At 70.1% G+C, this 24,798-nt stretch carries 26 protein-coding genes and 2 tRNA genes; 23 read left to right on the top strand and 5 right to left on the bottom strand.

The window, feature by feature from the left end; all coding sequences use genetic code 11:
• The first annotated feature begins 29 nt into the window (after nucleotides 1-29).
• The 9 genes from C3K08_RS11305 (at nucleotide 30) to ppk1 (ending at nucleotide 9,006) form a co-directional block, all read left to right on the top strand.
• A tRNA-His gene (locus C3K08_RS11305) sits at nucleotides 30-106 on the top strand.
• Nucleotides 107-155: 49 nt separating this feature from the next.
• Nucleotides 156-241, top strand: a tRNA-Leu gene (locus tag C3K08_RS11300).
• 255 nt (nucleotides 242-496) lie between these two features.
• Nucleotides 497-1,870: a trigger factor gene (gene tig / locus C3K08_RS11295; RefSeq protein WP_104991398.1), complete on the top strand. Its 1,374-nt coding sequence runs from the start codon at nucleotides 497-499 to the stop codon at nucleotides 1,868-1,870.
• A 120-nt stretch (nucleotides 1,871-1,990) separates the two neighbouring features.
• Entirely contained in the window at nucleotides 1,991-3,046 is a 1,056-nt protein-coding gene (locus C3K08_RS11290; protein ID WP_104991397.1) for a beta-ketoacyl-ACP synthase III, read from the top strand.
• A gap of 59 nt (nucleotides 3,047-3,105) precedes the next feature.
• Nucleotides 3,106-3,987 carry an ACP S-malonyltransferase gene (gene fabD / locus C3K08_RS11285; RefSeq protein WP_104992043.1) on the top strand — a complete coding sequence of 294 codons (882 nt, stop codon included), beginning with the start codon at nucleotides 3,106-3,108 and terminating at the stop codon, nucleotides 3,985-3,987.
• Between the two features lie 57 nt (nucleotides 3,988-4,044).
• Nucleotides 4,045-4,803 carry a 3-oxoacyl-[acyl-carrier-protein] reductase gene (gene fabG / locus C3K08_RS11280; protein ID WP_104991396.1) on the top strand — a complete coding sequence of 253 codons (759 nt, stop codon included), beginning with the start codon at nucleotides 4,045-4,047 and terminating at the stop codon, nucleotides 4,801-4,803.
• 408 nt (nucleotides 4,804-5,211) lie between these two features.
• Nucleotides 5,212-5,442, top strand: a complete 231-nt coding sequence (gene acpP, locus C3K08_RS11275) for an acyl carrier protein (RefSeq protein ID WP_104991395.1) — start codon at nucleotides 5,212-5,214, stop codon at nucleotides 5,440-5,442.
• Between the two features lie 86 nt (nucleotides 5,443-5,528).
• On the top strand, nucleotides 5,529-6,773 hold the full coding sequence (gene fabF, locus C3K08_RS11270; RefSeq protein ID WP_104991394.1) for a beta-ketoacyl-ACP synthase II: 1,245 nt from the start codon (nucleotides 5,529-5,531) through the stop codon (nucleotides 6,771-6,773).
• A 49-nt stretch (nucleotides 6,774-6,822) separates the two neighbouring features.
• On the top strand, nucleotides 6,823-9,006 hold the full coding sequence (gene ppk1 / locus C3K08_RS11265) for a polyphosphate kinase 1 (RefSeq protein WP_104991393.1): 2,184 nt from the start codon (nucleotides 6,823-6,825) through the stop codon (nucleotides 9,004-9,006).
• 77 nt (nucleotides 9,007-9,083) lie between these two features.
• Here the strand turns inward: ppk1 and C3K08_RS17945 are convergent, their stop codons facing one another.
• Nucleotides 9,084-9,224 (bottom strand): hypothetical protein, encoded by a 141-nt coding sequence (locus C3K08_RS17945; protein WP_158679915.1) that lies wholly within the window; start codon nucleotides 9,222-9,224, stop codon nucleotides 9,084-9,086.
• 376 nt (nucleotides 9,225-9,600) lie between these two features.
• Here C3K08_RS17945 and C3K08_RS11260 point away from each other — a divergent pair, with 376 nt between their 5' ends.
• Nucleotides 9,601-11,133: an SARP family transcriptional regulator gene (locus C3K08_RS11260; protein WP_369848261.1), complete on the top strand. Its 1,533-nt coding sequence runs from the start codon at nucleotides 9,601-9,603 to the stop codon at nucleotides 11,131-11,133.
• Nucleotides 11,134-11,148: 15 nt separating this feature from the next.
• Nucleotides 11,149-11,454, top strand: a complete 306-nt coding sequence (locus tag C3K08_RS11255) for a hypothetical protein (protein WP_104991391.1) — start codon at nucleotides 11,149-11,151, stop codon at nucleotides 11,452-11,454.
• Nucleotides 11,455-11,458: 4 nt separating this feature from the next.
• Here C3K08_RS11255 and C3K08_RS11250 read toward each other — a convergent pair whose 3' ends face one another.
• Entirely contained in the window at nucleotides 11,459-12,097 is a 639-nt protein-coding gene (locus C3K08_RS11250; protein ID WP_104991390.1) for a pyroglutamyl-peptidase I, read from the bottom strand.
• A 63-nt stretch (nucleotides 12,098-12,160) separates the two neighbouring features.
• Between C3K08_RS11250 and C3K08_RS11245 the strand changes: the two genes are divergently transcribed.
• From C3K08_RS11245 to mqnB, 6 genes are all read left to right on the top strand, one after another.
• Entirely contained in the window at nucleotides 12,161-12,991 is an 831-nt protein-coding gene (locus tag C3K08_RS11245) for a DNA-formamidopyrimidine glycosylase (protein ID WP_104991389.1), read from the top strand.
• Nucleotides 12,988-13,632, top strand: coding sequence for a pyridoxamine 5'-phosphate oxidase (pdxH, locus tag C3K08_RS11240; protein ID WP_104991388.1), 645 nt, complete (start codon nucleotides 12,988-12,990; stop codon nucleotides 13,630-13,632). The genes C3K08_RS11245 and pdxH overlap by 4 nt, the downstream gene beginning before the upstream one ends.
• 73 nt (nucleotides 13,633-13,705) lie before the next feature.
• Nucleotides 13,706-14,215 (top strand): NfeD family protein, encoded by a 510-nt coding sequence (locus C3K08_RS11235; RefSeq protein WP_104991387.1) that lies wholly within the window; start codon nucleotides 13,706-13,708, stop codon nucleotides 14,213-14,215.
• A gap of 34 nt (nucleotides 14,216-14,249) precedes the next feature.
• Nucleotides 14,250-15,842: a flotillin family protein gene (locus C3K08_RS11230; protein ID WP_104991386.1), complete on the top strand. Its 1,593-nt coding sequence runs from the start codon at nucleotides 14,250-14,252 to the stop codon at nucleotides 15,840-15,842.
• Between the two features lie 76 nt (nucleotides 15,843-15,918).
• The gene (locus C3K08_RS11225; protein WP_104991385.1) at nucleotides 15,919-16,338 is read left to right on the top strand and encodes an organic hydroperoxide resistance protein; all 420 of its coding nucleotides are present in this window, start codon (nucleotides 15,919-15,921) and stop codon (nucleotides 16,336-16,338) included.
• 69 nt (nucleotides 16,339-16,407) lie between these two features.
• Entirely contained in the window at nucleotides 16,408-17,043 is a 636-nt protein-coding gene (gene mqnB, locus C3K08_RS11220; RefSeq protein WP_104991384.1) for a futalosine hydrolase, read from the top strand.
• A 17-nt stretch (nucleotides 17,044-17,060) separates the two neighbouring features.
• Here the strand turns inward: mqnB and C3K08_RS11215 are convergent, their stop codons facing one another.
• Nucleotides 17,061-17,498, bottom strand: a complete 438-nt coding sequence (locus C3K08_RS11215; protein WP_104991383.1) for a uracil-DNA glycosylase — start codon at nucleotides 17,496-17,498, stop codon at nucleotides 17,061-17,063.
• Between the two features lie 179 nt (nucleotides 17,499-17,677).
• Here C3K08_RS11215 and tdh point away from each other — a divergent pair, with 179 nt between their 5' ends.
• The 5 genes from tdh to C3K08_RS11190 all read left to right on the top strand — a co-directional run bounded on the left by tdh (nucleotide 17,678) and on the right by C3K08_RS11190 (nucleotide 22,498).
• Complete coding sequence (gene tdh, locus C3K08_RS11210; RefSeq protein ID WP_104992042.1) at nucleotides 17,678-18,715, top strand: L-threonine 3-dehydrogenase; 1,038 nt, start codon at nucleotides 17,678-17,680, stop codon at nucleotides 18,713-18,715.
• A 127-nt stretch (nucleotides 18,716-18,842) separates the two neighbouring features.
• Nucleotides 18,843-19,967 carry a molecular chaperone DnaJ gene (dnaJ, locus tag C3K08_RS11205; protein ID WP_104992041.1) on the top strand — a complete coding sequence of 375 codons (1,125 nt, stop codon included), beginning with the start codon at nucleotides 18,843-18,845 and terminating at the stop codon, nucleotides 19,965-19,967.
• A 276-nt stretch (nucleotides 19,968-20,243) separates the two neighbouring features.
• Entirely contained in the window at nucleotides 20,244-21,242 is a 999-nt protein-coding gene (locus tag C3K08_RS11200) for a ribose-phosphate pyrophosphokinase (RefSeq protein WP_104991382.1), read from the top strand.
• 44 nt (nucleotides 21,243-21,286) lie between these two features.
• Nucleotides 21,287-21,607 carry a non-heme iron oxygenase ferredoxin subunit gene (locus C3K08_RS11195; RefSeq protein WP_104991381.1) on the top strand — a complete coding sequence of 107 codons (321 nt, stop codon included), beginning with the start codon at nucleotides 21,287-21,289 and terminating at the stop codon, nucleotides 21,605-21,607.
• 45 nt (nucleotides 21,608-21,652) lie between these two features.
• On the top strand, nucleotides 21,653-22,498 hold the full coding sequence (locus C3K08_RS11190; RefSeq protein ID WP_234009229.1) for a hypothetical protein: 846 nt from the start codon (nucleotides 21,653-21,655) through the stop codon (nucleotides 22,496-22,498).
• On the opposite strand, the gene C3K08_RS18295 is transcribed toward C3K08_RS11190, so the two are convergent.
• Together C3K08_RS18295 and C3K08_RS11185 are read right to left on the bottom strand one after the other, a co-directional pair.
• Nucleotides 22,499-22,669: a hypothetical protein gene (locus C3K08_RS18295; RefSeq protein WP_199776921.1), complete on the bottom strand. Its 171-nt coding sequence runs from the start codon at nucleotides 22,667-22,669 to the stop codon at nucleotides 22,499-22,501.
• A 30-nt stretch (nucleotides 22,670-22,699) separates the two neighbouring features.
• Nucleotides 22,700-23,938: a S8 family serine peptidase gene (locus tag C3K08_RS11185; protein ID WP_104991379.1), complete on the bottom strand. Its 1,239-nt coding sequence runs from the start codon at nucleotides 23,936-23,938 to the stop codon at nucleotides 22,700-22,702.
• Between the two features lie 70 nt (nucleotides 23,939-24,008).
• On the opposite strand from C3K08_RS11185, the gene C3K08_RS11180 reads away from it, so the two are divergent.
• Nucleotides 24,009-24,773: an SDR family oxidoreductase gene (locus C3K08_RS11180; RefSeq protein ID WP_199776920.1), complete on the top strand. Its 765-nt coding sequence runs from the start codon at nucleotides 24,009-24,011 to the stop codon at nucleotides 24,771-24,773.
• Nucleotides 24,774-24,798 lie beyond the last annotated feature (25 nt).

Raw genomic sequence — 24,798 nt, 5'->3', positions numbered from 1 at the left:
TGTGTGGGCCTGCGAAAGCGGCGCGTGCGGTGGGTTTAGCTCAGTTGGTTAGAGCGCCGCTCTGTGGAAGCGGAGGCCGTGGGTTCAAGTCCCATAATCCACCCCAACCCCCCGGGAGCTGCCAGGTGCGGTTCCCGGGATTTTCTTTGTGGTGCGCGGGGATGGCGGAACTGGTAGACGCACCAGACTTAGGATCTGGTTCCCGTAGGGAGTGAGGGTTCAAGTCCCTTTCCTCGCACCAAAGAGCTGGCCTCCCCCGCTGCGGCGGGGGAGTTCTTTCGCGCCGCGCCCGCCTGCCCCGCGCCCGTGGACCCTCGCGCGAAAGGTGCGCGAGGCTCTATGATGCGCGGCGGCATGTCGCGTGCCCGCCGCCGCGCTTCATCTCCAGCGGAACGCGGAGCGGCACCGGCACACACGAGGAAGGCCGCCCCCTCCAGGGCACACGCGGGCAGACCCGCGCGGAGCCGGGAGGCAGGCAGCCGAACAGGGAGACGCAATGGCAGAGCTGATCAGCAAGGAAGGCAACAAGGTGCAGTTTCAGGTGGCGGTGCCCGCCGCCGAGGTCAACCGCGCCTACGAACAGGTGTGGGCGGGCCTCGCGCGCGACGTGCGCGTGCCCGGCTTCCGTCCCGGCAAGGCGCCCCGCAAGGTGCTCGAAGGCCGCGTGGGCAAGGGCTACGTCGAGCAGGAAGTGCGCGACCGCCTGCTGCAGGCCCACTATCCGCAGGCCGCCCGCGAGCTGAAGCTCAACCTCGTCGACGCGCAGATCGACCCCGGCACCCTCCAGAGCGGCCAGAGCTTCACCTTCACGGTGCGCGGCGAGACCTACCCGGAAGTTACCCTGGGCGACTGGCGCTCGGCGCAGCTCACGGCGGCGGCCCCCGAGATCACCGACGAGGTGCTGGAGCGCACCCTCTCCGATCTGCAGGAGCGCAACGCGACCTTCCAGACCGTGGAGCGTCCCATCGAGGCGACCGACCAGGTCACCATCGAGGAACTTGGCGAGGGCGACGGCGGGTCCTACCCCGTCTACCTCGACGTGGCCGAGGCGCACGTGCGTGACGCCCTCATCGGCAAGAACGTCGGCGACGAGGTCGAGATCACTGTGCCCGCCCACCAACACGGCGACCACGAGCACCCCGAGCACACCGTCCGCGTGCGGGTGCAGGGCGTGCAGACCAAGCAGCTTCAGGAGCTGGGCGACGAGTTCGCCAAGTCGCTGAACTTCGAGTCGCTCGACCGCCTGCGCACCGACCTCAAGGCCGAACTGGAGCGCCGCGCCCGTCAGGAGGGCGAAGCTGCCCGCCGCGAGGAGTTTATCGAGCACCTCGTCTCCGGGATGCAGGTCGAGATTCCCCAGGCGCTGCTCGACCGCCGCCGCGACGCGATGCTCGAGGAGATCAAGGACGACCTCGGCCGCCAGGGCGTGAAGTGGGGCGAGTACGAGACCTTCATGCAGGAGCAGGGCAAGCTCGACGAGTTCATGGCCGACCTCGCCAAGAACGCCGAGAGCCGTGTTCGCCGCGACCTCGCCCTCGAGCGCCTCGCCGAGGACCTGAACGTGCAGGTCAGCGACGCCGAGTTCAGCCAGACCATGACGGCGCTCGCGCAGGCCAACAACCTGACCCCCCAGCAGCTTCAGAGCCAGCTCGGGCCGAACGGCCTGAACGCCTACTACATCAGCATGGTGCGCGAGCGCGGCCTCCAGCAGGCACTCGCCGGGCTGACGGCGGGTGGGTCGGCCCAGGCCGAGAGCACCCCTGAGACTACCGAGGGCACCCAGACCGACGGCGAGGGCGGCACCGAGCAGGGCGCGGCCCAGCAGGACGGAACGGGCGCGGCCGAGGGCCAGACCGAGAAGTCGGAATAACACTACCCACACGCGCGGGGGGGCACGTCCACAGGGGCGTGCCCCCCCGCCCTTTGACCCCAGCCGGAACACTGAACTCGATTCATTGAACAGCTGTTCAAAGAATGCTAGCGTCGGCCCATGACGACCGATTCCGGGGCCAGCCCCCACCGCCCCAGCCTGGGCATCACGGCGCTGGGCGCCTACGCCCCCGCGCAGGTGATCCGCAACGCCGACTTCGAGGCGCGGCTGGACACCAACGCCGAGTGGATCGAGAGCCGCACGGGCATCCGCGAGCGCCGCTTTGCGGCCGAGGACGAGTACACCTCCGACGTAGGCGTGGCCGCCGTGCGCGACCTGCTCTCGCGCGACCCGGAGGCCCTGCGCGAGGTGGACGCCGTGATCTGCGCGACGGTCAGCCCCGACGCGCTGATGCCCTCCACGGCAGCACTCATCGCCATGCAGGTGGGCCTGACCGGGGCGGCCGCCTTCGACCTCTCGACGGCGTGCAGCGGCTTCGTGTACGGCCTCAGCGTGGCGCAGGGGCTGATTCTGGCGGGCACGGCGCGGCGGGTGCTGGTGGTCGGCGCCGAGGCCCTCTCCAAGATCGTGGACCAGGACGACCGCAACACCGCCATCCTCTTCGGGGACGGGGCGGGCGCGGCGGTCGTGGGGCCGGTGCCTGCGGGCTACGGCTTTCAGCAGTTCGTGCTGGGGGCGGACGGCGCGGGGGGACCGAGCCTCTACCTGCGCTGCGCCGCGCCCCGGCTGCCCGGCGGCTTCGAGATGGGGGAGACGGTGGGCATGAACGGCCGCGAGGTCTTCAAGTTCGCCGTGCGCGTGCTGGGCGACAGTGGCAATGAGGTCCTCGCCAAGACGGGCCTGGGGAGCAGCGACGTGGACTGGGTCATCCCGCACCAGGCCAACATTCGCATCATCGAGGCCGCCAACGAGCGCTTCGGCGTGCCCATGTCGAGGACGGTCGTGAATGTGGACCGCTACGGCAACACGTCGAGCGCGACCGTACCGCTGGCCCTGCGCGAGGCGCTGGACGACGGGCGCATTCAGGATGGGCAGCAGCTTCTCCTCGTCGCCTTCGGGGGTGGCCTGAGCTGGGCCGCCGGGACGATGCGTTGGTGGGCCGGAGCGCCCAGCCTGCAAGCCCGCGCCGCCGCCCCCGCCGAGGTGCCCGCGTGAAGGTCGCGGCCCCCACCATAGCGGTACTGTTTCCGGGACAGGGGTCGCACGCGGTCGGCATGGGCGCGGACCTCGCCGCCGCCTTCCCCGAGGCCGGGGCCGTCTACGCCGAGGCCGAGGCCACCCTGCCCGGCTTGCGGGGCCTGATCGAAACAGGACCGCTGGAAAGCCTGACCCTCACGGCCAACCAGCAGCCCGCGCTCGTGGCCGCGTCGGTCGCGGCGTTCCGGGCGTGGCAGGCCCACACAGGCCTGACTCCGGCCTTTGCCGCCGGGCACTCGCTGGGTGAGTATTCGGCGCTGGTGGCCGCCGGAACGCTGAGCCTCGCGGACGCCCTGCGCCTGACCCGCAAGAGGGGCGAGCTGATGCAAGCGGCCGTGCCCGTGGGGGCCGGGGCCATGAGTGCGGTGATGGGCGACCCGGAGGTGGTACGCGAGGTCTGCGCCGCGACCCCCGGCATCGTCCAGCCCGCCAACTACAACGCGCCCACCCAGACGGTGATTTCCGGTGAGCAGGCCGCTGTGGACGCCGCCGCCGCCGAGCTGAAGGCGCGGGGCCTCAAGGCCATTCCCCTCAAGGTGAGTGCGCCCTTCCACTGCGATCTGATGGCCCCGGCGCGGGACGGGCTGACGCCTGACCTGCACGCCACCGCCTTCGGGCCGCTCGCCTTTCCGGTGTACGCCAACGTGACCGCCGGGGCGAACACCAGCCCCGCCGCCCTCCCCGACCTCCTCGCCCGCCAGATCACCGGGAGCGTGCGCTGGGTCGAGACGATTCGGGCGCTGGCCGACGCCGGGGCCGAGGTCTTCGTGGAGTTTGGCCCCGGCACGGTGCTAACCGGGCTGGTGAAACGGATTCTGCCGGACGCCCAGACGCTGAATGTGGGGACGGCCGAGCAGGTGAGGGGCTTCCAGCTTCCAGCCGCCAGCCCCCAGCTTTGAATCTTCCCGGCTGGCCGCTGCATGCTGGCGGCTGGCCGCTTTCCTGCAAGGACTTCCATGACCCAATCTGAACCTCAACCCCAGAAAATCGCCCTTGTCACCGGCTCTAGCCGGGGCCTGGGCCGCGCGATGGCCCTCTCGCTCGCCCGTGCGGGCTTCGGCGTGGCCGTCCACTACGGCCGCAACCAGACGGAAGCCGAGAAGGTCGCCGAGGAGATTCGGGGCCTCGGCGTGCCCGCGCAGGTGTTCGGCGCCGACCTCTCCACGCCCGCGAACGCCGGAACGCTCGTCGAGGAGGTGATCAAGGCGATGGGCCGCCTCGACGTGCTCGTCAACAACGCCGGAATCACCCGCGACACCCTCGCCATCCGCATGAAGGACGAGGACTGGCAGGCCGTGCTGGACACCAACCTGGGCAGCGCCTTTGCCGCGAGCCGCGCCGCCATCAAGCACATGATGCGGGCGCGGGCCGGGCGAATCATCAACATTGCCTCCGTCGTCGGGCTGATGGGCAACCCCGGCCAGGCCAACTACGTCGCCAGCAAGGCGGGCCTGATCGGGCTGACCAAGGCGCTCGCCAAGGAATACGGCGGACGCGGCATCACCGTGAATGCCGTCGCGCCGGGCTTCATCGAGTCGGACATGACGGCGCAATTACCGGAGGACGTGCAAAAGACGTACCTGGGCGGCATTCCCCTCGGCCGCTTCGGTCAGCCGGAAGAAGTGGCCGCCCTCGTCGCCTTTCTCGCCTCGGACGCCGCCGGGTATGTCACGGGGCAGGTCATCGGGGTGGACGGGGGACTGTACCCGCACTGAGGTCAACTCGCGCTGTCCAGCACGGACGGGCTGCATGACAGGGGAACAAGCGAGCGGGGCCGTATTCGACGCGAAAGTGCCCGGAGCGGCCACTCCGGGTGCGGAAAGGGGGTGGGTGCTATGCGTCTGTCACGCAGGCAGCGTCCTACCACGCGCGGGAAGCGGAGAACAAGGCCTGTCAAAGCCGCTGAGATCGTCACGATCCTCGGTGCGCTCGGGGCCTGATCACCGCTACCTGATTCAAGCCCTGAAGTAAGCCCTCTCGCCCCTCCACATAACCCGCGCCGCGCTGGACGCCCCCGGACCACCGGGGGTTTTGTATTTCTGAACCCTGTTTAGTTTCGCGGGCAGCCCTGGGCGGCGCGTGTACACTGGCGCGAGACTTCAGGTTCAAGGAGGACTAAAAGCATGGCGACATTTGAAGACGTGAAGGACGTGATCGTCGAGAAACTCGGCGTGGACGCGGACAAGGTGACCCCCGAAGCCCGGTTCGTCGAGGACCTCGGCGCCGACAGCCTGGAGACGGTCGAGCTGATCATGGGCTTAGAAGACCGCTTCGGCATCTCCATCAGCGACGAGGACGCCGAGAAGATCCGCACCGTACAGGCAGCCATCGACTACATCGGCTCACAGCAGTAAACGCGGGCAGGGGGGCCGGGGAAGGCTTGCGGGAAACCGTGGCCCTGCCCGGCTCCTCCCTTGACCCCCAGGGCACAGGAGGCAGCATGAGCGTGACAGGACTCAGGCGCGTGGCGATCACCGGACTCGGCCCCGTGACGCCCATCGGCACGGGGGCGCAGGCCTTCGCGCAGGCGCAGCGCGAGGGCAAGAGCGGCATCGGCCCCATCACCCACTTCGACCCCTCGGATGTGGCCAGCAAGATCGCGGGCGAGGTCCGGGACGACCTCTCCGGGTTCGTGGACCCCCGCGAGGCCCGCAAGCTCGACCGCTACGTGCAGCTCGCGCTCGCGGCAGCCGAACTCGCCGTGCGCGACAGCGGGCTTTCTGAAGAGGAGCTGCGTGGCGAGCGCACGGGCGCCGTGATCGGTTCGGGCATCGGCGGGGTCAAGACCTTCGAGGAGCAGGCCAATGTCTTGCGGACGCGCGGGCCGGGGCGCATCAGCCCGATGTTCATCCCGATGATGATCGCCAATATGGCGACCGGGCACGTCGCCATGCGCTACGGCGCGACCGGCCCCAGCAGCACGGTGGTCACTGCCTGCGCGACCGGCACGGGGTCGGTGGGCGACGCGGCCCGCTATATCCAGCTCGGCCTCGCGGACGTGATGCTCGCGGGCGGCACCGAGGCGGCCGTCACGCCCATCGCGGTCGGCGGCTTTGCCAACATGAAGGCCCTCTCGACCCGCAACGACGCCCCGCAGGAGGCCAGCCGCCCCTTCTCCGCCTCGCGCGACGGCTTCGTGCTGGGCGAGGGGGCGGGTGTGGTCGTGCTGGAGGACTACGAGAAGGCCAAAGCTCGCGGCGCGACTATCTACGCCGAGATCGTGGGCTACGGCACCAGCGCCGACGCGCACCACATCACCCTCCCGGCCCCCGAGGGACGCGGCGCCCAGGTCGCCATGCGGATGGCGCTGGCGACGGCGGGCGTGAACCCCGAGCAGGTGGGGTATATCAACGCGCACGGCACCAGCACCCACTTCAATGACCTGCACGAGACCCAGGGCATCAAGCACGTCTTCGGCGCCCACTCCCACGAGCTGGCCGTCAGTTCTACCAAGTCCATGACCGGGCACCTGCTGGGCGCGGCGGGCGCGGTGGAGGCCATTGCGGTCGCGCAGGCCCTCCACGACGGCATCCTGCCGCCCACCATCAACCTGACCGACCCCGACCCGCTGCTGGACCTCGACTACATCCCGGAAGGGGCGCGGGAGCAGAAGGTCGAGTATGCGCTGAGCAACTCCTTCGCCTTCGGCGGGCAGAACGCGGCGCTGCTGCTTAGGCGGGCGTAAACGCGGTCTAAGTTTCTCCCGCCGTTAATTTCCTTCCTCATCTGGAACAATGGTGACCCGGCCCCGCGCCGGGTCGTCCGTCTTCTTCCCGTCTCTCGCCTGCCCGAGGTTGCCCGCTGTGTCCGCTTCCCGCCCCGTGCCCGCTGACCCCGCCCCGTCCCGCACCCGCCGCCGCCCCGCCCGCCGGGAGCCGGAGGACACCGGGCGGACCTTCAGTACGGTCGCCAACCCGGAGAGCGCCTTTCTCAACCGCGAGCTGTCGTGGCTGGCCTTCAACGCGCGGGTCCTGGCCGAGGCGCGGGACGAGCGCAATCCGCCGCTGGAGCGGCTGCGCTACGCGGCGATCTGCGGCAGCAACCTCGACGAGTTCTTCATGGTCCGCGTGGCGGGCGTGCACCGCCAGATCGCGGCGGGGGTGCAGACCCCTGGCCCCGACGGGCTGCTGCCCCGGCAGACGCTGGACCTCGTGCGCGAGCGGACCCACGACATGCTGCGCCAGATCGAGCAGGCGGCCCGGCGCACCCTCGACGACCTCGCGCGGGAGGGGGTGCGCTTCTCGCGCATCGCGGACCTGGGCAAGCGGGCGCGGGCGACCCTGCGCGAGCGCTACCTCGCGGAGATTCAGCCGGTGCTGACGCCCCTGGTGGTGGACCCCAGCCACCCCTTCCCGTACCTGAGCAACCTCAGCCTGAACCTCGCCGTGCTGCTGGACGCGGGGGAGGGCGAGGAACCCGACTTCGCGCGGGTCAAGGTGCCGGTGGGCGTGTTGCCGCGCGTGGTGGCGGTGGGGGGCCACCTCGTGCTGCTGGAAGACGTGATCGCCGCGCACCTCGGCGACCTGTTCAAGGGCCGCACGGTCCTCGCCGCGCACCCCTTCCGGGTCACCCGCAACACCGACTACGAGTTCGAGGAGGAGGAAGCCGAGGACCTGCTCGCCACCATCGAGGACGGGTTGCGGCGGCGACGCTTCGGATCGGCGGTGCGGCTGGAGGTGGGGCAGGGGATGCCCGCCGGGATGGTCACCTTCCTGCAAGAGCGGCTGCGGCTGGCCCCCGAGGACATCTTCCGGCTGGAGGGCCTGCTGGGCACTGCCGATCTGATGGGCCTGCCGGTCGACCGCCCCGACCTCGCCTTTCCGCCCCACGTGCCCGCCGTGCCCGACCTCGGGGACGAGGAAGACGGCGGCATCTTCGACGTGCTGAGCGCGGGCGACGTGCTGCTGCACCATCCCTACGACGGCTTCGAGGGGGTGCTGGCCTACCTGGAGGAAGCCGCCGCCGACCCGCAGGTGCTGGCGATCAAGCAGACCCTCTACCGCACCGGGGATGACCCCCGGCTGCTGGGAGCGCTGCGCACGGCGGCCGAGAACGGCAAGCAGGTCGTCGCCCTGATCGAACTCAAGGCCCGCTTCGACGAGCAGCGCAATATCTCGTGGGCCAGGAAGCTGGAACGGGCCGGGGCACACGTGGTCTACGGGGTCGCCGGACTCAAGACCCACGGCAAGGTCACACTGGTCGTGCGCCGGGAGGAAGGCGGCCTGCGCCGCTACGTCCACATCGGCACCGGCAACTACAACCCCAAGACGGCCCGGCTGTACACCGACCTCAGCCTGCTGTCGGCCCACGCAGGGCTGGGCGCCGACGTGTCCGAGCTGTTCAACCACCTCACCGGGTACGCGGAGGCCACCTATGCCCACCTCCTCGTCGCGCCGGACACGGCCCGCTCCGGTCTCGTGGCCCTGATCGACCGCGAGATCGCCCACGCGGGGGCCGGGCACGACGCCTGGGTGCGGGTCAAGGTCAACTCCCTCACCGACCCCGGCATGATCGAGGCGCTGTACCGCGCTTCAGCGGCGGGCGTGCGCGTCGAGCTGATCGTTCGCGGCGTGTGTTGCCTGCGCCCCGGCGTGCCCGGCCTTTCGGACAACATCCGGGTGCGCAGTCTGCTGGGGCGGTTCCTGGAGCATGCCCGTATCTTCGCCTTCGGGGGTGCCGGCAATCCCGAGGTCTACTTCGGCAGCGCCGACTGGATGAGCCGCAACCTCGACCGCCGCGTTGAGGTGATCGCCCCGGTCCTCGACCCCGCCCACCGCGACCAGTTCCTGCGCATCCTGGCGACCGAGTGGGCCGACCAGCGCGGCTCCTGGGAACTGAACGTGGAGGGCGCGTACGAGAAGCTGCCGGGCGACTTCAGCGCCCAGCGAACCTTCGCGGAAGCGCGGCACTCGGGGTGAGGCGGGGGGAAAAGGAAACGGACGCCGCTGGGGTGGGGGCGTCCGTCAGAGTTTTGAAAGAAGTGAAACGATATCAATCAGAACACGCCGTAGTCGTTGGCGCCCTGCGTCTGGACGGGAGTCTTAAAGACCCCATAGTCGTTCGCCCCCGCCTGCGCGACCGAAACGCCGAGAGCTGCCAGGACCGCCAGGACCTTCACGATTTTTTTCAGGGACATGGCGGTATTGTAACCACAAACGATGACCCTAGATGTGGAGCAGTTCTCAGACCTCCAGGCACACTTTGATGCCGGGCGTTATGACGCTGTCATAGCGTACCTGACCGACTTTCCGCCGACGACGCCGGAAGCATGGCGTCTATTGGGAATGGCTCATCAGGGGAGTGGGCGCTTCCAAGCCGCCGAACTTCCACTGATGCGTGCAGCTGAGTTGGGAGACATGGAAGCCAGCGTTGAGTACGGCAATGTCCTTCGTCTTCAGGGCCGCTTCTCTGAGGCCATCCGGCACTTTGAGCGAATTACTCCTGCTCTAGCTGGAGAGTTGGCGCTACGGGCACAGCGCTGGTGGGGGACAGCGGAGTTTCAATTAGGGCAAATGGTCGAAGGACTGGAGCGTTGCGAGCGAGCCTGGCGCGGCTATATGGCCCTGGGCGACGACGAACGTATCGGACGGGTGACGCAGACCGTGGCGCAGATGTTGGTTCAGACAGGTGAAGTCACCCGAGCGCAACATCTCTATCAGGAAGCCGTGAGGCTTCTTCCCACAGACCGAACTCCAGTGGCCCGGCTCTCGGCGCTGACGGGACTCGCCAATGTCCAAGTTCTGATCGGAGACTTCCGGGGAGCACGGGGCACCATCGCTCAGGCACACGAGGTGCTGACTCAGACGGACGCTATGAGGCCCCGCGCCTATCTCCTCGCCGTCGAAGCTGACCTCCACCGCCTGACCGGGGACCACGCTGCCCACCTGAAAGCGCTCGAAGAGTTGCGGGCCATCGTCGAAACCACCCGTGACTTCGAGCTGCTGACGTGGACCGCGACCCAGATGGCCGATCTGCACAGCCGTCAGGGGCAGCACGCGCGGGCGCTGGAGGTGCTGCTCGACCTCGCGCCGGATGCGACGCACCCGGCGGTGACCATGACGCGCGGTGTCCTGTTGCGGCGGCGTCAGCACCACGCACAAGCCGCCGAGCACCTGACGCGGGCGCTGGAATCCCAGACGCTGGGCGAGGGCCAGCGGGTGCGGGCGCTGCTGCATCTGGCGGAGGCGCAGTCGGGACTGGGGCAAACCGACGAGAGTCTGCGGACCTTCCGCGAGGCGCTCACCGCCCTGATCGCTGCCCGCGACCGGATGCTTTACCGCCCCGACCTGCACGAACTCGCCAACCTCGTGCAGCGGGCGCTGCTGGACCCCGACCTCGCGCCCGACACCCAGCTCGTGCTGGAAAAGCTCAACGTGCCGGGCAGCGAGACGCCCGTTTCCGGGGCGCTGCACCTGCGGGTTCACACCCTGGGCCGCTCGGAGATTGAGCGCGGGGGCGAGACGATCACCCTCAGCCTGGAAGGCGGGGTACTCACGCTGGTCTACCTCGCCCTCAATCCAGGGCGCACCCGCCGCGAGCTGGAAGCGACCCTCTACCCCGACCGCGATCCCAAGACCGCCGGGGACTACTTCCGGGCCGTCTTCCGCGAATTGCGGGTGCGGCTGGGGGCCGAGGTCCTCACGATGGAGGGCAGCGCCAAGCAGCCGCGCTACAGCCTGGGACCGGACGTGCATGTCCACCTCGACGTGACCGAGCTGCGGGCGGCGCTCGCATCGGGCGACCTCGCGCGGGCGCTGGCGCTGTACCGTGGCCCCTTCCTGCCGGGGCTGCGGATGGAAAGCGAGTGGGCCGAGGAAGTCCGCGAGGAACTGCGCCTGCTGCTCACGATGGAAGTCCGCACCCGCGCCTCGCAGGCCCGCGAGGAAGGCGACCAGCGCCGCGCCCTGCTGCTGACCAACGAATTCCTGCGGATCGACCCTTACGACCTCCCCATGCTGGAGGCCCGAGTCGAGATCGCGCGGGAGGTCGCGCCCCCGCAGGAACTCGCCCGCTACGTGGTGGAACTGCACCGCATGAAGCCCTGAGGGGCAGTGGCAGCCATGCCCCCCGACGACCGCCCCTTCCTGAACCCACCCAACCCGGAGGCGACGGCGCCCGCTGGAGAGGTGCCCCCCGCCCTCTTCGACCTCGCCGTGAACCGGGCGGACGCGGCCCTGCGCGGCCTGCGACCGGGCGACCCGGCCCGCGCCCTGGCCCAGTGGCACGCCCGCACCCGCTTTGCCCGGCGGGTGCCGCTGGCGGCGGTGGCGGAGGCTCTGGCGGGCAAGCCCTCAGCCCCCGGTGAGTGGCACTGGGCAGGGGGGCCGGAAGGTGGGTGGGTGGAGGGGAAAGCGCCGTTTCCGTGACCCTTTATTTCAGGCTGCCCGCCAGCACCTCTACCGCCACCCGCACCGCCCGCGTGATCTCCGACTGGGGGAGGTAGGAGAGGGCCGGGCGGTCCTCCGGCACGGCGAGAGCCACCTCCGGGTTGGCGGGGACGTGCAGGAAGCCGCAGGGAACGTGGGCGCGGCCCTCCTGGGTCAGGTGGTGCAGGGCGTGGTACATCACGAAATTGCACACGTACAGCCCCGCCGTGTTGCTGATGTCGCCGGGGATGTTTGCCCCACGCCACGCGGCCAGGATGGGACGCAACGGCAGGGTGGAGAGGAGGGCGGCGGGTGCCCCGGCGTCCGCGCAGGCAGGGGCGTCGCGGTAGGTCTGCCCGGCATTGTCGGGAATACGGAAGTCCATCACGTTCACGGCAACCCGCTCCAGCGTGACCTGGGGACGGCCCGCCGCGAGGCCGGTCAGCAGCACGGCGCCGGGCTGATGGCGCATGAGCAGGCCGAACAGCGTTCCAGCCGCCGCTCCCGGCTCTACCGGTAGCAGGGCCGACTGAACGCGCACCCCGCCCACTTCCAGCCCGTCCAGGGTACGGGCAGCTTCCGCGCTGGGGTTGACCGGGTGGGTGTGAAACGGCTCGAAGCCGGTGAGCAGCAGCGTGGGCATGGTCGGCAGGATAGGGCAGCGCTGCACTCTGTTCGGCGAAAGCCGGGCCGCTATCCTCGCCCCATGCCCGAACTGCCCGAGGTGGAAACCACGCGCCGCAAGATCGAGCCGCTGCTCGCCGGGCGCACCATCCTGGCCGTCACGCACGACGCGCCGCACCGCTACCGCGACACCCACCTCGCGCACGGGCGGCGGGTCAGCGGTCTGTCGCGCCGGGGCAAGTACCTGATGCTGCATCTCGCGGCCGCGGAGGCCGACGGCGAGGAACATGACCTGATTGTCCACCTCGGCATGACCGGAGGTTTCCGGCTGGAGGAGGGACCGCACACCCGCGTCACGTTGACCACCGACGCGGGCATCCTCTACTTCCACGACCCCCGGCGCTTCGGCAAGATGGCCGTCGTGCCGCGTGGGGTCTACACCGGGATGCCCACGCTGCTGGGGATGGGGCCGGAGCCACTCTCGGAGGACTTCCGCGAGGAGGAGTTCGTGCGGCTGGCCGCCAACGCCGGGGCCGTCAAGCCCTGGCTGCTCTCGCAAAAGCCCGTGAGCGGCGTGGGCAACATCTATGCCGACGAGAGCCTGTGGCGGGCGCAGATTCATCCCGCTCAAGCGCGTTTGACCTCCCAGGAGGCGGGCCGCCTCTACCACGCGGTGCGCGACGTGATGCACGAGGCGGTGGAGGCGGGCGGAAGTTCTCTAGGCGACGGCCTGGGCAATTACCGCCAGCATGACGGTGAACCGGGCGCCTTCCAGACCCGCCACGCCGTCTACGGCCAGACCGGGAAGCTCTGCCCCCGCTGCGGTACGCCCATCCAGAAAATCGTGCTCGCGCAGCGTGGCACCCACTTCTGCCCCAACTGCCAGCCCCAGCGAACGGAGGACCCTGCATGACTGACCTCACCAGCCTGCGCCTGTCATACACCCGCGCCGAGTTGCGCCGCGCCGACCTGAACCCCGACCCCCTCCTCCAGTTTCGGGCCTGGCTGGAGGAAGCCATCGCCGCCGACCTGCGCGAGCCGTATGCCCTGAGCCTCGCCACCGCCGACGCCGCCGGACGGCCCTCGGTGCGGACCGTGCTGCTGCGCGGGGCGGAGGAGGGCGGCCTGACCTTCTACACCAACTACGATTCGCGCAAGGGCCGCGACCTCGCCGCCAACGCGCAGGCCGAGGTGCTGTTCCACTGGGCCGAGCTGGAGCGGCAGGTGCGGGCCTATGGGCGAGTCGAGCGCGTCCCTGAGGAGGAAAGCACCGCCTACTTCCACGCCCGGCCCTACCAGAGCCAGCTCGCCGCCCACGCCAGCGACCCGCAGAGTGCGCCCATAGAAAACCGGGGGGCGCTGGAGGCCAAGTTCGCCGAGTTGCAGGCCCGTTACCCGGAGGGCACGCCCGTTCCCAAGCCGGGGTACTGGGGCGGCTACCGTGTGGTCGTCGCCGAGTGGGAGTTCTGGCAGGGCCGCCGCAACCGCATGCACGACCGCTTCCGCTACGTGCGGGCGGGGGAGGGCTGGCGGACCGAGCGGCTGATGCCGTAGGCGCCGGGCACGCAAGCTCGGCAACCCGGACGGGCCTCCCCGCGTACCCTGGAGCGAGGAGGACACCCTGGACATGGATTTCTATCTGCTGAGCCTGATCGTGGGCGGCGGCCTGTTGGTGCTGTCGCTGGTGGGCGGGCACGATCACGGCGCCCCTACCGACCACCCGGAGGCGGGCGACCTCGCCTCGTGGTTCTCGCTGCGCTCGTTGGTCAGCTTCGCGGCCTTTTTCGGGTTGGCGGGGACGGTGGCGGGGCTGCTGGGCCTGGGTGGGGTGGGGCGGCTGGTCATGGCGCTGGTGACCGGGCTGGCAGTGGGGGCCTTCACCTCCTTCGCCTTCCGACTGGCCCGCACGCGCGGCGAGGTCAGTGGCGGGGCGGGGCGGCTCACTGGGCGCACGGGCAAAGTCCTGGTGCCCCCCGCGCCGGGGCGACCCGGCAAGGTGGCCGTCACGGTCGCCGGGCAGATCGAACATGCCCTCGCCCGCAGCACCGACGCCCTGAAGACTGGAGACGCCGTGATCGTTCTGGGCGTGCAGGGCGGCATCCTCGACGTGGGCGCCTGGGACGGGCGCGACCCCTGACCTTCCTCCTCTCCCCGTTGCAAAGGAGTCCCCTATGACCGCAACCCTCGTGACCGCCTTTCTCATCCTGCTGGGTATCTTCATCGTGCTGGCGCTGATCAAGAGCTTTCTGATCGTGGTGCCGCCCAACCGCGTCCTGGTGATCTCAGGCCGCAGCCGCCGCACCGAGGAAGGCGACACGGTGGGCTACCGGGTGATCCGGGGCGGGCGGGCCTTCCGCATCCCGGTGCTGGAAAAGGTGTCGTGGATGGACCTCACGACCATTCCGCTGGACCTCAGCATCGAGAATGCGTATTCCAAGGGCGGCATCCCCCTCAAGATCCACGCGGTCGCCAACGTGAAAATCAACGCGCAGGAGCCGCAGCTCTCCAACGCCATCGAGCGCTTTCTGGACGTGCCGCGCGAGAACCTCACCTCCATCGTGCGCGACACCCTGGAGGGCAACCTGCGCGGTGTGGTGGCCACCCTGACTCCCGAGGAGATCAACGAGGACCGCCTGCGCTTCGCCGAGGCGCTGATCGAGGAGGCCGAGCACGACACCAACAACCTCGGCATCAAGCTCGACACCCTCAAGATCCAGAACGTGACCGACATGGGCGGGTACCTCGACTCCATCGGCCGCCGCAAGACTGCCGAGGTGCTGAAGGAGGCCCGCATCGCGGAGGCCGAGCGCAACGCGGAAGCGACCCAGGCCGAGGCGCAGGCGCAGCAGCGCTCGCAGGTCGCGCAGGCGATCAGCCAGCAGGCGATCATCGAGGAGCAGAACAAGCTGGAAGTGCGCCGCACCGAACTCGGGGCCATCCAGCAGGCCCGGCAGAACGAGGCGGCGGTGGAGGCCGAACTCGCCAAGGTGCGGGCCACCCAGAACTTCGAGCAGGAGCAGGCGGCCCTGGAAGCCACCCTGCGCCAGCGCCGCGCCGAGGCCCAGCGCCAGGCCCGCACCATCGAGGCCCAGCAGAACGCTGAGGCCGCCGAGGTCGAGGCCCAGGCCCGGCAGCGCTCGCAGGTGGCCCAGACGGTCGCGCAGCAGGCCATCCTGGAGCGCGAGAACGAGCTGCGCGTGCGCCGCGCCGAACTCGAGGCCATCGCCGCCGCCCGCGAGAACGAGGCGAAGGTGAACGCCGAACGCGCCCGCGTGGTCGCCGAGCAGGAACTCGAGCAGGAGCGCGTCCTGCTCAACCAGAAGCGCCTCGAAGCCGACGTGGTGGCTCCCGCCCGTGCCAAGCGCGAAGCCGAACTGCTCGCCGCGCAGGCCGCCGCCGCCCCCATCATCGAGGAAGGCCGCGCCAAGGCCCAGGCCGTCGCGCTGATGGTGGACGCCTTCCGCCAGGCGGGACCCGAGGGCGAGCGGGCCTACGTGCTGAACATGCTGCCCGGCATCGTGGAGCAGTTTGCCGCCTCGGTCCAGGGCATGCAGATCGACAAGCTCACCGTGATCGACTCCGGCAACGGGCAGGCCACCCGCAGCGCCATGCAGACTCTCCCCGCCAACATCATCGGGATGGTCGAGCAGGTCGAGAACGCGACTGGGGTCAACCTGCTAAGCCTGCTGCAAGACCGGGGCAGACCGAAGGGCAACGGGGCGAGCGCGGTGCAGCCGCCCACCCTCGTCAAGAGCGACGCCTGAACCTTTTCGCCACCCAGGACGCTTGTGAAGGCAGGCGTCCTTTTCTTTTGCCGCCCGGAGGTGCATGATGCCGCCCATGAGCAATCTCTACACCGCCGAAGCGACCGCCACCGGGGGCCGTTCGGGCCATACCCGCAGCACGGACGGCCGCCTGGACCTGGGCCTCAGCGTGCCCGCCGAGATCGGCGGCGACGGTGGCCCCGGCACCAACCCCGAGCAACTGTTTGCCGCCGGGTACGCGGCCTGTTTCCAGGGAGCGCTCGGCGTGGTGGCCCGCCGCCAGAAGATCGAGCTGAGCGAGGACAGCACCATCACCGCCCGCGTGGGCCTGCAAAAAAGTGGGCTGGCCTTCGCCCTCGACGTGGAACTCGAAGGCCGCTTTCCCGGCCTGACCCGCGAGCAGGCGGGGGCGCTGATGCACGCCGCCCACGAGGTCTGCCCCTACAGCGTGGCGACGCGCGGCAACGTGGACGTGCGGCTGAAGGTCGCGGAGTAACCGTTTCCGACGCCCGCAGCGCCCCGGCTCCGGCTGGGGCGCTACGGTGTGGGCCATGCGAGGCTTGAAGTGCGCGTCCTGATCGTTGTCGCCACCGCCGGGGAAGCCGCCCGGCTCACCGACCTTCCCGCCGACGTCGTGGTGAGCGGGGTCGGCCCGGTCGCGGCGGCGCTTGCCACGGCGTCGGCGCTGGCGCGTCAGTCCTATGACCTCGCCGTGAGCGCAGGAATCGGCGGGGCGTATCCGGGAAGCGGCCTCGGACCCGGCGACCTCGCCGTGTCGTCGCGAATCGTGCAGGCGGACCTCGGCGCGTGGGACGGCTCCACCTTCTTGGGGCTGGACCAGCTAGGGCTGTCCGTGCTTCAGGAGGGGACGCACGCCGGGGTCTTCGGCGTCTGGGAAGGGGCGCAAGCCCTCGCTACCCGGTTGGAAGCCAGGTACGGTCCTACCCTCACCCTCAGCACGGTGACGGGCAGCCGCGAGGGGGCCGAGGCATGGGCCGCCCGTTATCCCGGTGCGCTCACCGAGGGGATGGAGGGGGCGGGGGTCGCCCACGCCGCCCTGCTCGCGGGCGTCCCTGCGCTGGAGGTGCGCGGTGTGAGCAACCCGGTCGGCCCCCGCGACCGCGCCGCGTGGCGCATTCCTGAAGCGCTCGCCGCCACCCGCCGGGGCCTGGAGGGGCTACTGGCGGGAGCGGGCGGCTGAGGATAAGGGAAGCAGGGTCAGTTGTTGAGAGGGAGGTTGCCGGACGGGACCGTGTCTCCTGAAACCGGGAATTTCACGCTGACGCTGACCACGGTGCCCGGCTGGGTGCCGGGTTCGATATTCAGCCAGTGGCTCGCCAGCACCGGGGGGGCCGGTTGCGGGTCGATGGCCCGCAGCAGCACCCGTCCCTGCGAGGGCACGAACAGGCACCAGCCCTCGGGGGCGGAACGGAAGGCCCGCACGGGCACGATGCTCTGGAGGGTCACGTCTTCCGGGGTCGCCCAGTATTCGACGAGCAGCAGCGCCTGTTCGCGGCCGAGGTCGGCGGCGTCCACGTCGAGCTGAACTTCCACCGTGTCGGGCTGTCCCGGCACGAGGGTGGTCCAGCCGGGCACGACGTTGCGGCCACTGCGGGCACTGCGAAATTGCTGCTGGGGGCTGACGGGCTGGGTCATGGAGCCAGACTAGCGCGTCTGCGTGCCGGGGAAGACTGTGCCCGGTGTTCGGCGGTCTTTTCAGGGGCGGGCAGTATCCTGCGGGGGTTGCTGCTCCGCCCCTCCCCACTTCCTACCTCCGAGGATTCCCTGCCATGACTGCCCCCGCCCCCACCCCTGACCTCACCCTCCCCACCACCATGAAGGCCCTCAGCAAGCAGGAAGCCCGCGAGGGCCTGTGGATGGTCGAGGCTCCCGTGCCCACCCCCGGCCCCAACGACCTGCTCATTCGCATCCGGAACAGCTCCATCTGCGGCACCGATGTCCACATCTACAAGTGGGACGAGTGGGCGCAGAAGACCATCCCGGTCCCGATGGTCGTGGGGCACGAATACGTCGGCGTGGTGGCTGGAATGGGGTCGGAGGTGCGGGGTTTCGCGGTCGGTGACCGGGTCAGCGGCGAGGGGCACGTCACCTGCGGGCACTGCCGCAACTGCCGCGCTGGGCGGCGGCACCTCTGCCGCAACACGCTGGGCGTGGGGGTCAACCGCCCCGGCTCCTTCGCCGAGTACCTCGTGCTGCCTGCCTTCAACGCCTTCAAGCTGCCCGACGACATCCCCGACGAGATCGCGGCGATCTTCGACCCCTTCGGCAACGCGGTGCACACGGCGCTCTCCTTCGACCTCGTCGGGGAGGACGTGCTGATCACGGGCGCGGGTCCCATCGGCGTGATGGCCGCCGCCGTCGCCCGGCACGTGGGGGCGCGGAACGTGGTCGTGACGGACGTGAACGAGTACCGGCTGGACCTCGCCCGCCGGATGGGGGCCACCCGTGCGGTGAACGTGGCGAAAGAGGACCTGTGGTCGGTCGCGCAATCGGAACTCGGCATGACCGAGGGGTTCGACGTGGGCCTGGAGATGAGCGGGTCGGGCGCCGCCTTCGCGCAGATGGTGAAGGTGATGAACCACGGGGGGAAGGTCGCCATTCTGGGGATTCCCTCGGGGCGGGTGGACATCGACTGGAACGACGTGATCTTCAAGATGCTGACCCTCAAGGGCATCTACGGCCGCGAGATGTTCGAGACGTGGTACAAGATGACCGCCCTGATTCAGTCGGGCCTCGACCTCACGCCGATCCTGACCCACCGCTTTTCCATCGACGACTTCCAGCAAGGCTTTGACGCGATGCTCAGCGGGCAGAGTGGCAAAGTGATTCTGGACTGGGAAGCGCGGCGGTAGGCGGCGAGTGACCTCCCAGGGCCGTGGCCCGGTGGACAGCGATCTGTCGGGCCACGCCTACTTTTCTTGAGTCCGGTCGTGTTAACCTGACCCCGGAGGTCGGGTGCAGGCCCGGCAAAACGAAATCATGGACTATTACGAGTTGCTGGGTGTCTCGCGCAGCGCGAGCGCCGACGAAATCAAGAGCAGTTACCGCAAGCTGGCCCTGAAGTTCCACCCCGACCGCAACAAGGAGCCGGGGGCCGCCGAGCAATTCGCCCGGATCAACGAGGCCTACGCGGTCCTCTCCGACACCGAGAAACGGGCTCACTACGACCGCTTCGGCTCGGCGCCGGGGGCGGGGATGCCGGGCGGCGACCCCTTCGGTGGCATGGCCGGCGCGGGCTTCGACCCGATGGACATCTTCGAGCAACTGTTCGGGGGCATGGCCGGGCGCGGCGGTCGCCGGGGTCCGGCCCGTGGCGACGACATCGAGGTCGAGGCGCGGATCACCCTGGAGCAGGCCCGCGCGGGCGAGGAGATCGAGGTCGAGGTCGACCGCCTGACCGTCTGCGACCACTGCCAGGGCAGCCGCACCGAACCCGGCGGGCAGCCGCCCAAGAGTTGCGCGACCTGCGGCGGCGTGGGCGCGGTGCGGGCGCAGGCGCGGACCATCTTCGGGGTCGTGGAGACCCAGCAGCCCTGCCCCACCTGCCGGGGCGAGGGCCAGACGGTCGTGGACCCCTGCACGGTCTGCAAGGGGCGCGGCCACACGCTGAAGACCGAGCGGGTGCCCGTCAAGCTGCCGCGCGGCATCGACGAGGGCTACCGCATCCGGGTCGCCGGGCGCGGCAACCACGGGCCGGGCGGCAACGGCGACCTGTACGTGCACATCGAGATGCAGCCCCACCCCGAGCTGCGCCGCGAGCAGGAACACCTGATCTACACGGCGCCCATCGGCTTCGCCAAGGCCGCGCTGGGCGGCGAGATCACGGTGCCCACCCTCGACGGTCCGCAGACGGTCGAGGTCAAGGCGGGGACGCAGCACGGCGAGTTGCATCGCCTGCGCGGGCAGGGCATGCCCCGGCTCCAGGGGTCGGGCATGGGCGACCTGATCGTGGAGTACCAGCTCACGGTGCCCAAGCCGTCTTCCCTCAGCCCCGAGGCGAGAGAGGCCCTGTACGCCTACGCCCGCGCGGTGGGCGACGAGGTGAATGAGCACAAAGAAGGCCTGCTCGGCAAGGTGGGCAAACTGTTCGGCCGGGGGGGCTGAGACAGGTTCCGGTCGAACAGGCGCTGTTTCTGTTCTACCCGAGCAGAGCGAGGAGGAAGCGAACGGCTTTCGGGAAAGGAGTGACTGGATCGGCGCTATTCCGATCCGTCACGAATTGGACCAACGCCGTATGGCGGCGGGGGGGCGGTGTTCCTGAGAGGGGAACCGCTCCCCCGCCCTCCCGCGCGAATGTGTCCGGGGCGGGTATGCTGCTGTGCGGTCCGCCCTGCGGCGGTCCATCTTTGCGCCCCTCGCCTTCCCCGGAGGTCCCCCACCGTGACTGTCTCCCCAAGCCCCCTGACCGAGCGCCTGACCCAGAGCCGCCGCCACCCGCTGCTGGTGTTCTCCGGTCAGAGCAACCGCCCGCTCGCGCAGGCGATCTGCGACAACCTCGGCGTGCCGCTCGGGCACAGCAAGACCGAGAAGTTCACCAACGACAACCTGATCGTCCACTACGAACAGTCCCTGCGCGAGGGCGACATCTTCATCGTGCAGTCGTTCAGCACGCCCGTCAGCGACGCGATCCTGGAACTGATGCTGATGATCGACGCCGCCAAGAGCGCCTCGGCGGGCCGGGTCACGGCGGTGATTCCGTACTACTCGTACTCGCGCAGCGACAAGAAGGACAGCCCGCGCATCTCCATCGCCGGGCGCCTGATGGCCGACCTCCTGCAGGCGGCAGGCGCCGACCGGGTGCTGACCATGACTCTGCACGCGCCGCAGGTCCACGGATTTTTCAAGATTCCGGTGGACCACCTCTCGGCCGACGTGGTCCTGAGCCAGCACTTCAAGAGCTGCGTGCCCGACGCCCACGACGGCGTGGTGCTGGCCCCCGACGCGGGCAGCATCAAGCGGGCCTCGCAGATCGCCCGCCGCCTCGACTCCGGCCTCGCCATGATCGACAAAGAGCGGCTCTCGGACACCGAGGTCCGGCCCCGCGCCCTGATCGGGGACGTGGAGGGCAAGACCGTCTTTATCGTGGACGACGAGATCAGCACCGCCGGAAGTCTGGTGGAAACCGTGAACCTGGCCCGCAGCATGGGCGCCAAGGACGTGTACGTGGCCGTCACGCACGGCGTGTACACGGGTCCGGCCATTGAGCGCATCGCGGCCCTGGACGTGACCCAGGTCGCCAGCACGAACACCGTGTACGTCTCCCCGGAGAAGGTCGCCGCCTCGAACGGCAAGCTCGCCGTGCTCGACGTGGCACCTCTCTTTGCGAGCGCCATCGCCAACATCCACACCGGCGAGAGCGTCAGCACGCTGTTTGAATAAGCTGCACCCGTGAGCACCCGCACCCGCCCGCTAGACTCGCCCCGATGAGCGAGACACACGGGCGGGTGCGGGTTGGGCTAGAGGCAGAACTGCCCGAGGGCAGCCAGACTGAGGTGAGCGTGGAAGGCCTCAGCGTGGTGGTCGTTCGCTACGAGGGCGAGTTCTACGCGCTGCGCAACAACTGCACCCACAAGGATTACCCCCTGCTGGGCGGCGAGGTGAGCGCCGGGCGCATTACCTGCGCCAAGCACGGGGGCAAATTTGAACTTGCCACTGGCAAGGCGAAAGCACTCCCCGCCGTCAAGCCCGTCAAGCTCTACCGCACGGTGCTGGAGGCGGGCGAAGTGTACGTCGAGCCGCTGTGAGGCACGCCGTTTGACGGATGGGGCGCGGCGCCGGGCGTGAAAGGCATGCGGACCATGCACGTCCTGAACATTCCCGTCTCGCCGGACTTGCTGAGCTGGTGGGCCGGGTGGCTGGCCCCGGAGCGTCAGCCTTTCTTCCTGACGGGGGAGGAGGCGCGGGGGCTGGGACTGCACGCCGAACTCCGTGTTGAAGCGAGAGTCACGCCCGAGGAGCGGGATACGTTTGCACTCTGGGGAGTCGCACCCGGAGCCGATCACGTCGCCTGGCTCAGCGAGGGGGAGTGGCTGGCCCTCCCGACTGCCACGCAGCGTGCCCTGGTGCGGGCACAGGTGCGGCATGGCCGGGGGGCCGTCCCCCACGTCCGGGACTTCGCCGACCTCTTGCCCCACCTCCCCGGCTCGCGCTTCGTGTGGTGGTCGTCCCTGCTGTCGCCCGCTGTCCTGGGGCGAGTGGTGGCTCAGGGTCAGCGGGACTGTCAGAGAGCCGAAGTGCCGGAACACGTCTGGGACGCAGCGGCGAGCGTCCTCCTCGGAGCGCGTGAACTGGCGGGCACCTTTCCCCACGCCAGCGGCCCCAACTATTTCGGCACGGTGATGGGCGCGGCGGGCGTACCGGGGGCCGAACGGGACTGGATGCAGCGCGACCCCTTCGAAGCCTTCCTGGCGGAGCACACCCAGCCCGGTGGCCGCGACGATCAGCCGGGAACGGTGCTGGTATGGCGCAACTCGTCGGGGGCGGTAGAGCACGCCGCCGTCACCCTGGGAGGCGGGTGGGCGCTGCACAAGCCCTCGCAGACATGGATGACGGCGCGGGTGGTGCTGCCGGTGCCCGACCTCATCCGGTATTCGCGCTCCTCAGGCTGGCGGCTGGGCCGAGCCCGCCTGCGTTAGCTATTTGCCGCCCCTCGTCAGCCGCCACAGGGTCACTGCATTGTTCAGAAACAGGGCCAGGCACAGCAGCGCGAAGATGGTCTCGCCCCGTTGGAAGAAGCGAATCCCCAGGATGCCCCAGCCGCACATCAGGGCGACCACCAGCCAGATGCGCCACGCGGGGGCATTCACAGGGTTCTCCGGGTCTGCATGGCCTCCAGCCTAACGCACCCCTCCGGGGCGGAGCGTCCCGCCCGGCGTGGGGGAAGGGGCCAGCGCCGCCCGCACCGCCGTCTCCGCATTGAGGGTGCCCGCTCCGCAAGTCTTGCGGGCGTCGGGGTCGCAGCGCCCGCCCGGAAAGGGTGTCGCCGTCCGGGTCAGCACCTCGCGCACCTGCGCAGGCGTGAGCGTGGGCTTCAGCCCGAACAGCAGGCTGGCGACCCCCGACACGTGCGGCGAGGCGAGGCTGGTGCCGTCGGGACTGCGCTCGCCGCCGGGTCCGGTCACGCTGCTCGCCAGGATGCCCCGTCCCCGCTCGCCGCCGGGCGCGGCCAGGGCCACCGTGCGGCCCCAGTTGGCGTAGCCGGGGCGCTGTCCGCCCTCCGACACGCTCGTCACGGTCAGGACATTCCGGCATCCGGCGGGCGAGTACCCGGCGGCGTCGGCCCCGTCGTTGGCGGCCCCGGCGACGACCAGCGCCCCCCGCGCCGTCACCGCGTCCACGGCGGCCTGAATGCGGGCGTCACACCCCGTCAGCGGGATGAAGTCGGCATACAGACTGAGGTTGAGCACCCGCGCCGGGTTGGGGTTCGTAGGCGCCCCCGCCACCGGCAGGCCCGCCGCCCAGCGAATCCCGTCCGCGAGGTCCTGTGGGTCCACCAGCCCGTCCTGGCCCGCCACCCGCACCTGCACCACACGGGCGCGGGGATTAATTCCGGCCATGCCGCGCCCGTCGTGCGCCGCGCCGATCAGGTTGCCAATCACCTCGGCGTGGTAGGCGGCCTCGCCCACCCCGCTCGCGTCCCGGTCGCGCCCGTCGCCGTCCCCCGCCCGCGCCGGGTCCGACACGAAGTCGTGGCCGTTCACCAGCCGCCCGGCGAGTTCCGGCGTGCTGACATACCCGGTGTCCAGCACCGCCACGGTCACCGGAGCGCCCCGCCCGCTCCCCGCGAGTTGCGCCCATGCCCCCGGCATCCGGATCGCGGCCAGGTTCCACTGCCGTGGCCAGAGGGGGTCACTCGGGCGGTAGGTGGCCGCCGGGGTGGGGGAGGGCCGGGGAGTCGGCGCGGGCGCCACGTCCAGCGGGAGCAGCGGCGCGAGGGGCTGCGGGCGTGGCGGCTCGGGCTGGAGTTCGGGGAGGTCGGTCACGGGTGGAGTGGGAAGCGGGACGAGACGCGGCGCGGCGAGGGCCGAGACTCCCAGCAGGCCAAGGGAGAGCAGGAGGACACGGGCACGCTTCATCCGGGCAGTCTGGCGTGCGCGGCTGACGGGCGGCTGAGGAACCGGGCCGGGGGGCACTACCATGCGGGGCATGACCCCCCAGACCGTCCTCCTGACCGGGGCCTCCAGCGGCATCGGCCTCGCCACCGCCGAGGCGCTCGCTGCGCGGGGCCACCGCCTGGTTCTGGCCGCCCGCCGCGCCGATCAGCTCGCCGCCCTGGCCCGCCGCCTCGACCCTTCCGGCTCGCGGGTGCTCGCCGTGCCCACCGACGTGACCGTGGACGCGGACCGTCGGGCGCTGCTCGCTGCTGCTGAGGCCCAGTTCGGCCCGGTCGACGTGCTCGTCAACAACGCGGGCGTCACCGTCGAGCGCGGCTGGTGGTGGGACGACCCCGATCCGCTGCGCGTGGTGCGGGTCAATCTGGAAGCCCCCATCGAACTCACCCGGCTGGTGCTGCCGTCCATGCGGGCGCGGGGCCGGGGCCACATCGTCAACATTGGCTCAGTCGCGGGGCGGGCGGCCACCAATGGCATGTACTCGGCCAGCAAGTTCGGCCTGCGCGGCTTTTCGCTGGGCCTGCGCCGCGAGCTTCAGGGCAGCGGGGTCACGGTCAGTCTGATTGCGCCGGGCTTCGTGAAAAGCGAGATGACCGCCTCCGCCCGGCTGCCCATGCCCGGCCCGGAGGTCGTGGCGGAGGCCGTGGCGGACGTGCTGGAGCGCCCCCGCCGCGAGGTGATCGTGCCGCGTGGGTACGCGGTGCTCGCCGCGCTCGACCACTTCTTCCCCGCGCTGGGGGACCGGGTGTCGGCGCGGCTGATCCGGCGGCGCTACGACCACCGGGACGGGCAGCGGTAACGCACCACAAGTTTCCCTTCAGGCC

Source organism: Deinococcus sp. NW-56 (assembly GCF_002953415.1).
In the GTDB taxonomy this organism is placed as follows: Bacteria; Deinococcota; Deinococci; order Deinococcales; family Deinococcaceae; genus Deinococcus.
This window is presented reverse-complemented; position numbering and strand designations above follow the sequence as displayed.

Bases quoted from the DNA above. Each gene is read 5' to 3' on its own strand.
- C3K08_RS11225 (WP_104991385.1), top strand. From the start codon at position 15,919: ATGAGCAATCTCTACACCGCCGAAGCGACCGCCACCGGGGGCCGTTCG.
- C3K08_RS11235 (WP_104991387.1), top strand. From the start codon at position 13,706: ATGGATTTCTATCTGCTGAGCCTGATCGTGGGCGGCGGCCTGTTGGTG.
- tig (WP_104991398.1), top strand. From the start codon at position 497: ATGGCAGAGCTGATCAGCAAGGAAGGCAACAAGGTGCAGTTTCAGGTG.
- C3K08_RS11245 (WP_104991389.1), top strand. From the start codon at position 12,161: ATGCCCGAACTGCCCGAGGTGGAAACCACGCGCCGCAAGATCGAGCCG.
- C3K08_RS11180 (WP_199776920.1), top strand. From the start codon at position 24,009: ATGACCCCCCAGACCGTCCTCCTGACCGGGGCCTCCAGCGGCATCGGC.
- C3K08_RS11215 (WP_104991383.1), bottom strand. From the start codon at position 17,498: ATGACCCAGCCCGTCAGCCCCCAGCAGCAATTTCGCAGTGCCCGCAGT.
- C3K08_RS11185 (WP_104991379.1), bottom strand. From the start codon at position 23,938: ATGAAGCGTGCCCGTGTCCTCCTGCTCTCCCTTGGCCTGCTGGGAGTC.
- C3K08_RS11195 (WP_104991381.1), top strand. From the start codon at position 21,287: ATGAGCGAGACACACGGGCGGGTGCGGGTTGGGCTAGAGGCAGAACTG.
- fabG (WP_104991396.1), top strand. From the start codon at position 4,045: ATGACCCAATCTGAACCTCAACCCCAGAAAATCGCCCTTGTCACCGGC.
- ppk1 (WP_104991393.1), top strand. From the start codon at position 6,823: ATGGTGACCCGGCCCCGCGCCGGGTCGTCCGTCTTCTTCCCGTCTCTC.
- fabD (WP_104992043.1), top strand. From the start codon at position 3,106: ATGGGCGCGGACCTCGCCGCCGCCTTCCCCGAGGCCGGGGCCGTCTAC.
- acpP (WP_104991395.1), top strand. From the start codon at position 5,212: ATGGCGACATTTGAAGACGTGAAGGACGTGATCGTCGAGAAACTCGGC.
- fabF (WP_104991394.1), top strand. From the start codon at position 5,529: ATGAGCGTGACAGGACTCAGGCGCGTGGCGATCACCGGACTCGGCCCC.
- C3K08_RS11260 (WP_369848261.1), top strand. From the start codon at position 9,601: ATGGTCGAAGGACTGGAGCGTTGCGAGCGAGCCTGGCGCGGCTATATG.
- pdxH (WP_104991388.1), top strand. From the start codon at position 12,988: ATGACTGACCTCACCAGCCTGCGCCTGTCATACACCCGCGCCGAGTTG.
- tdh (WP_104992042.1), top strand. From the start codon at position 17,678: ATGAAGGCCCTCAGCAAGCAGGAAGCCCGCGAGGGCCTGTGGATGGTC.
- dnaJ (WP_104992041.1), top strand. From the start codon at position 18,843: ATGGACTATTACGAGTTGCTGGGTGTCTCGCGCAGCGCGAGCGCCGAC.
- C3K08_RS11230 (WP_104991386.1), top strand. From the start codon at position 14,250: ATGACCGCAACCCTCGTGACCGCCTTTCTCATCCTGCTGGGTATCTTC.
- C3K08_RS11290 (WP_104991397.1), top strand. From the start codon at position 1,991: ATGACGACCGATTCCGGGGCCAGCCCCCACCGCCCCAGCCTGGGCATC.
- C3K08_RS11255 (WP_104991391.1), top strand. From the start codon at position 11,149: ATGCCCCCCGACGACCGCCCCTTCCTGAACCCACCCAACCCGGAGGCG.
- C3K08_RS11190 (WP_234009229.1), top strand. From the start codon at position 21,653: ATGCGGACCATGCACGTCCTGAACATTCCCGTCTCGCCGGACTTGCTG.
- C3K08_RS17945 (WP_158679915.1), bottom strand. From the start codon at position 9,224: ATGTCCCTGAAAAAAATCGTGAAGGTCCTGGCGGTCCTGGCAGCTCTC.
- C3K08_RS11250 (WP_104991390.1), bottom strand. From the start codon at position 12,097: ATGCCCACGCTGCTGCTCACCGGCTTCGAGCCGTTTCACACCCACCCG.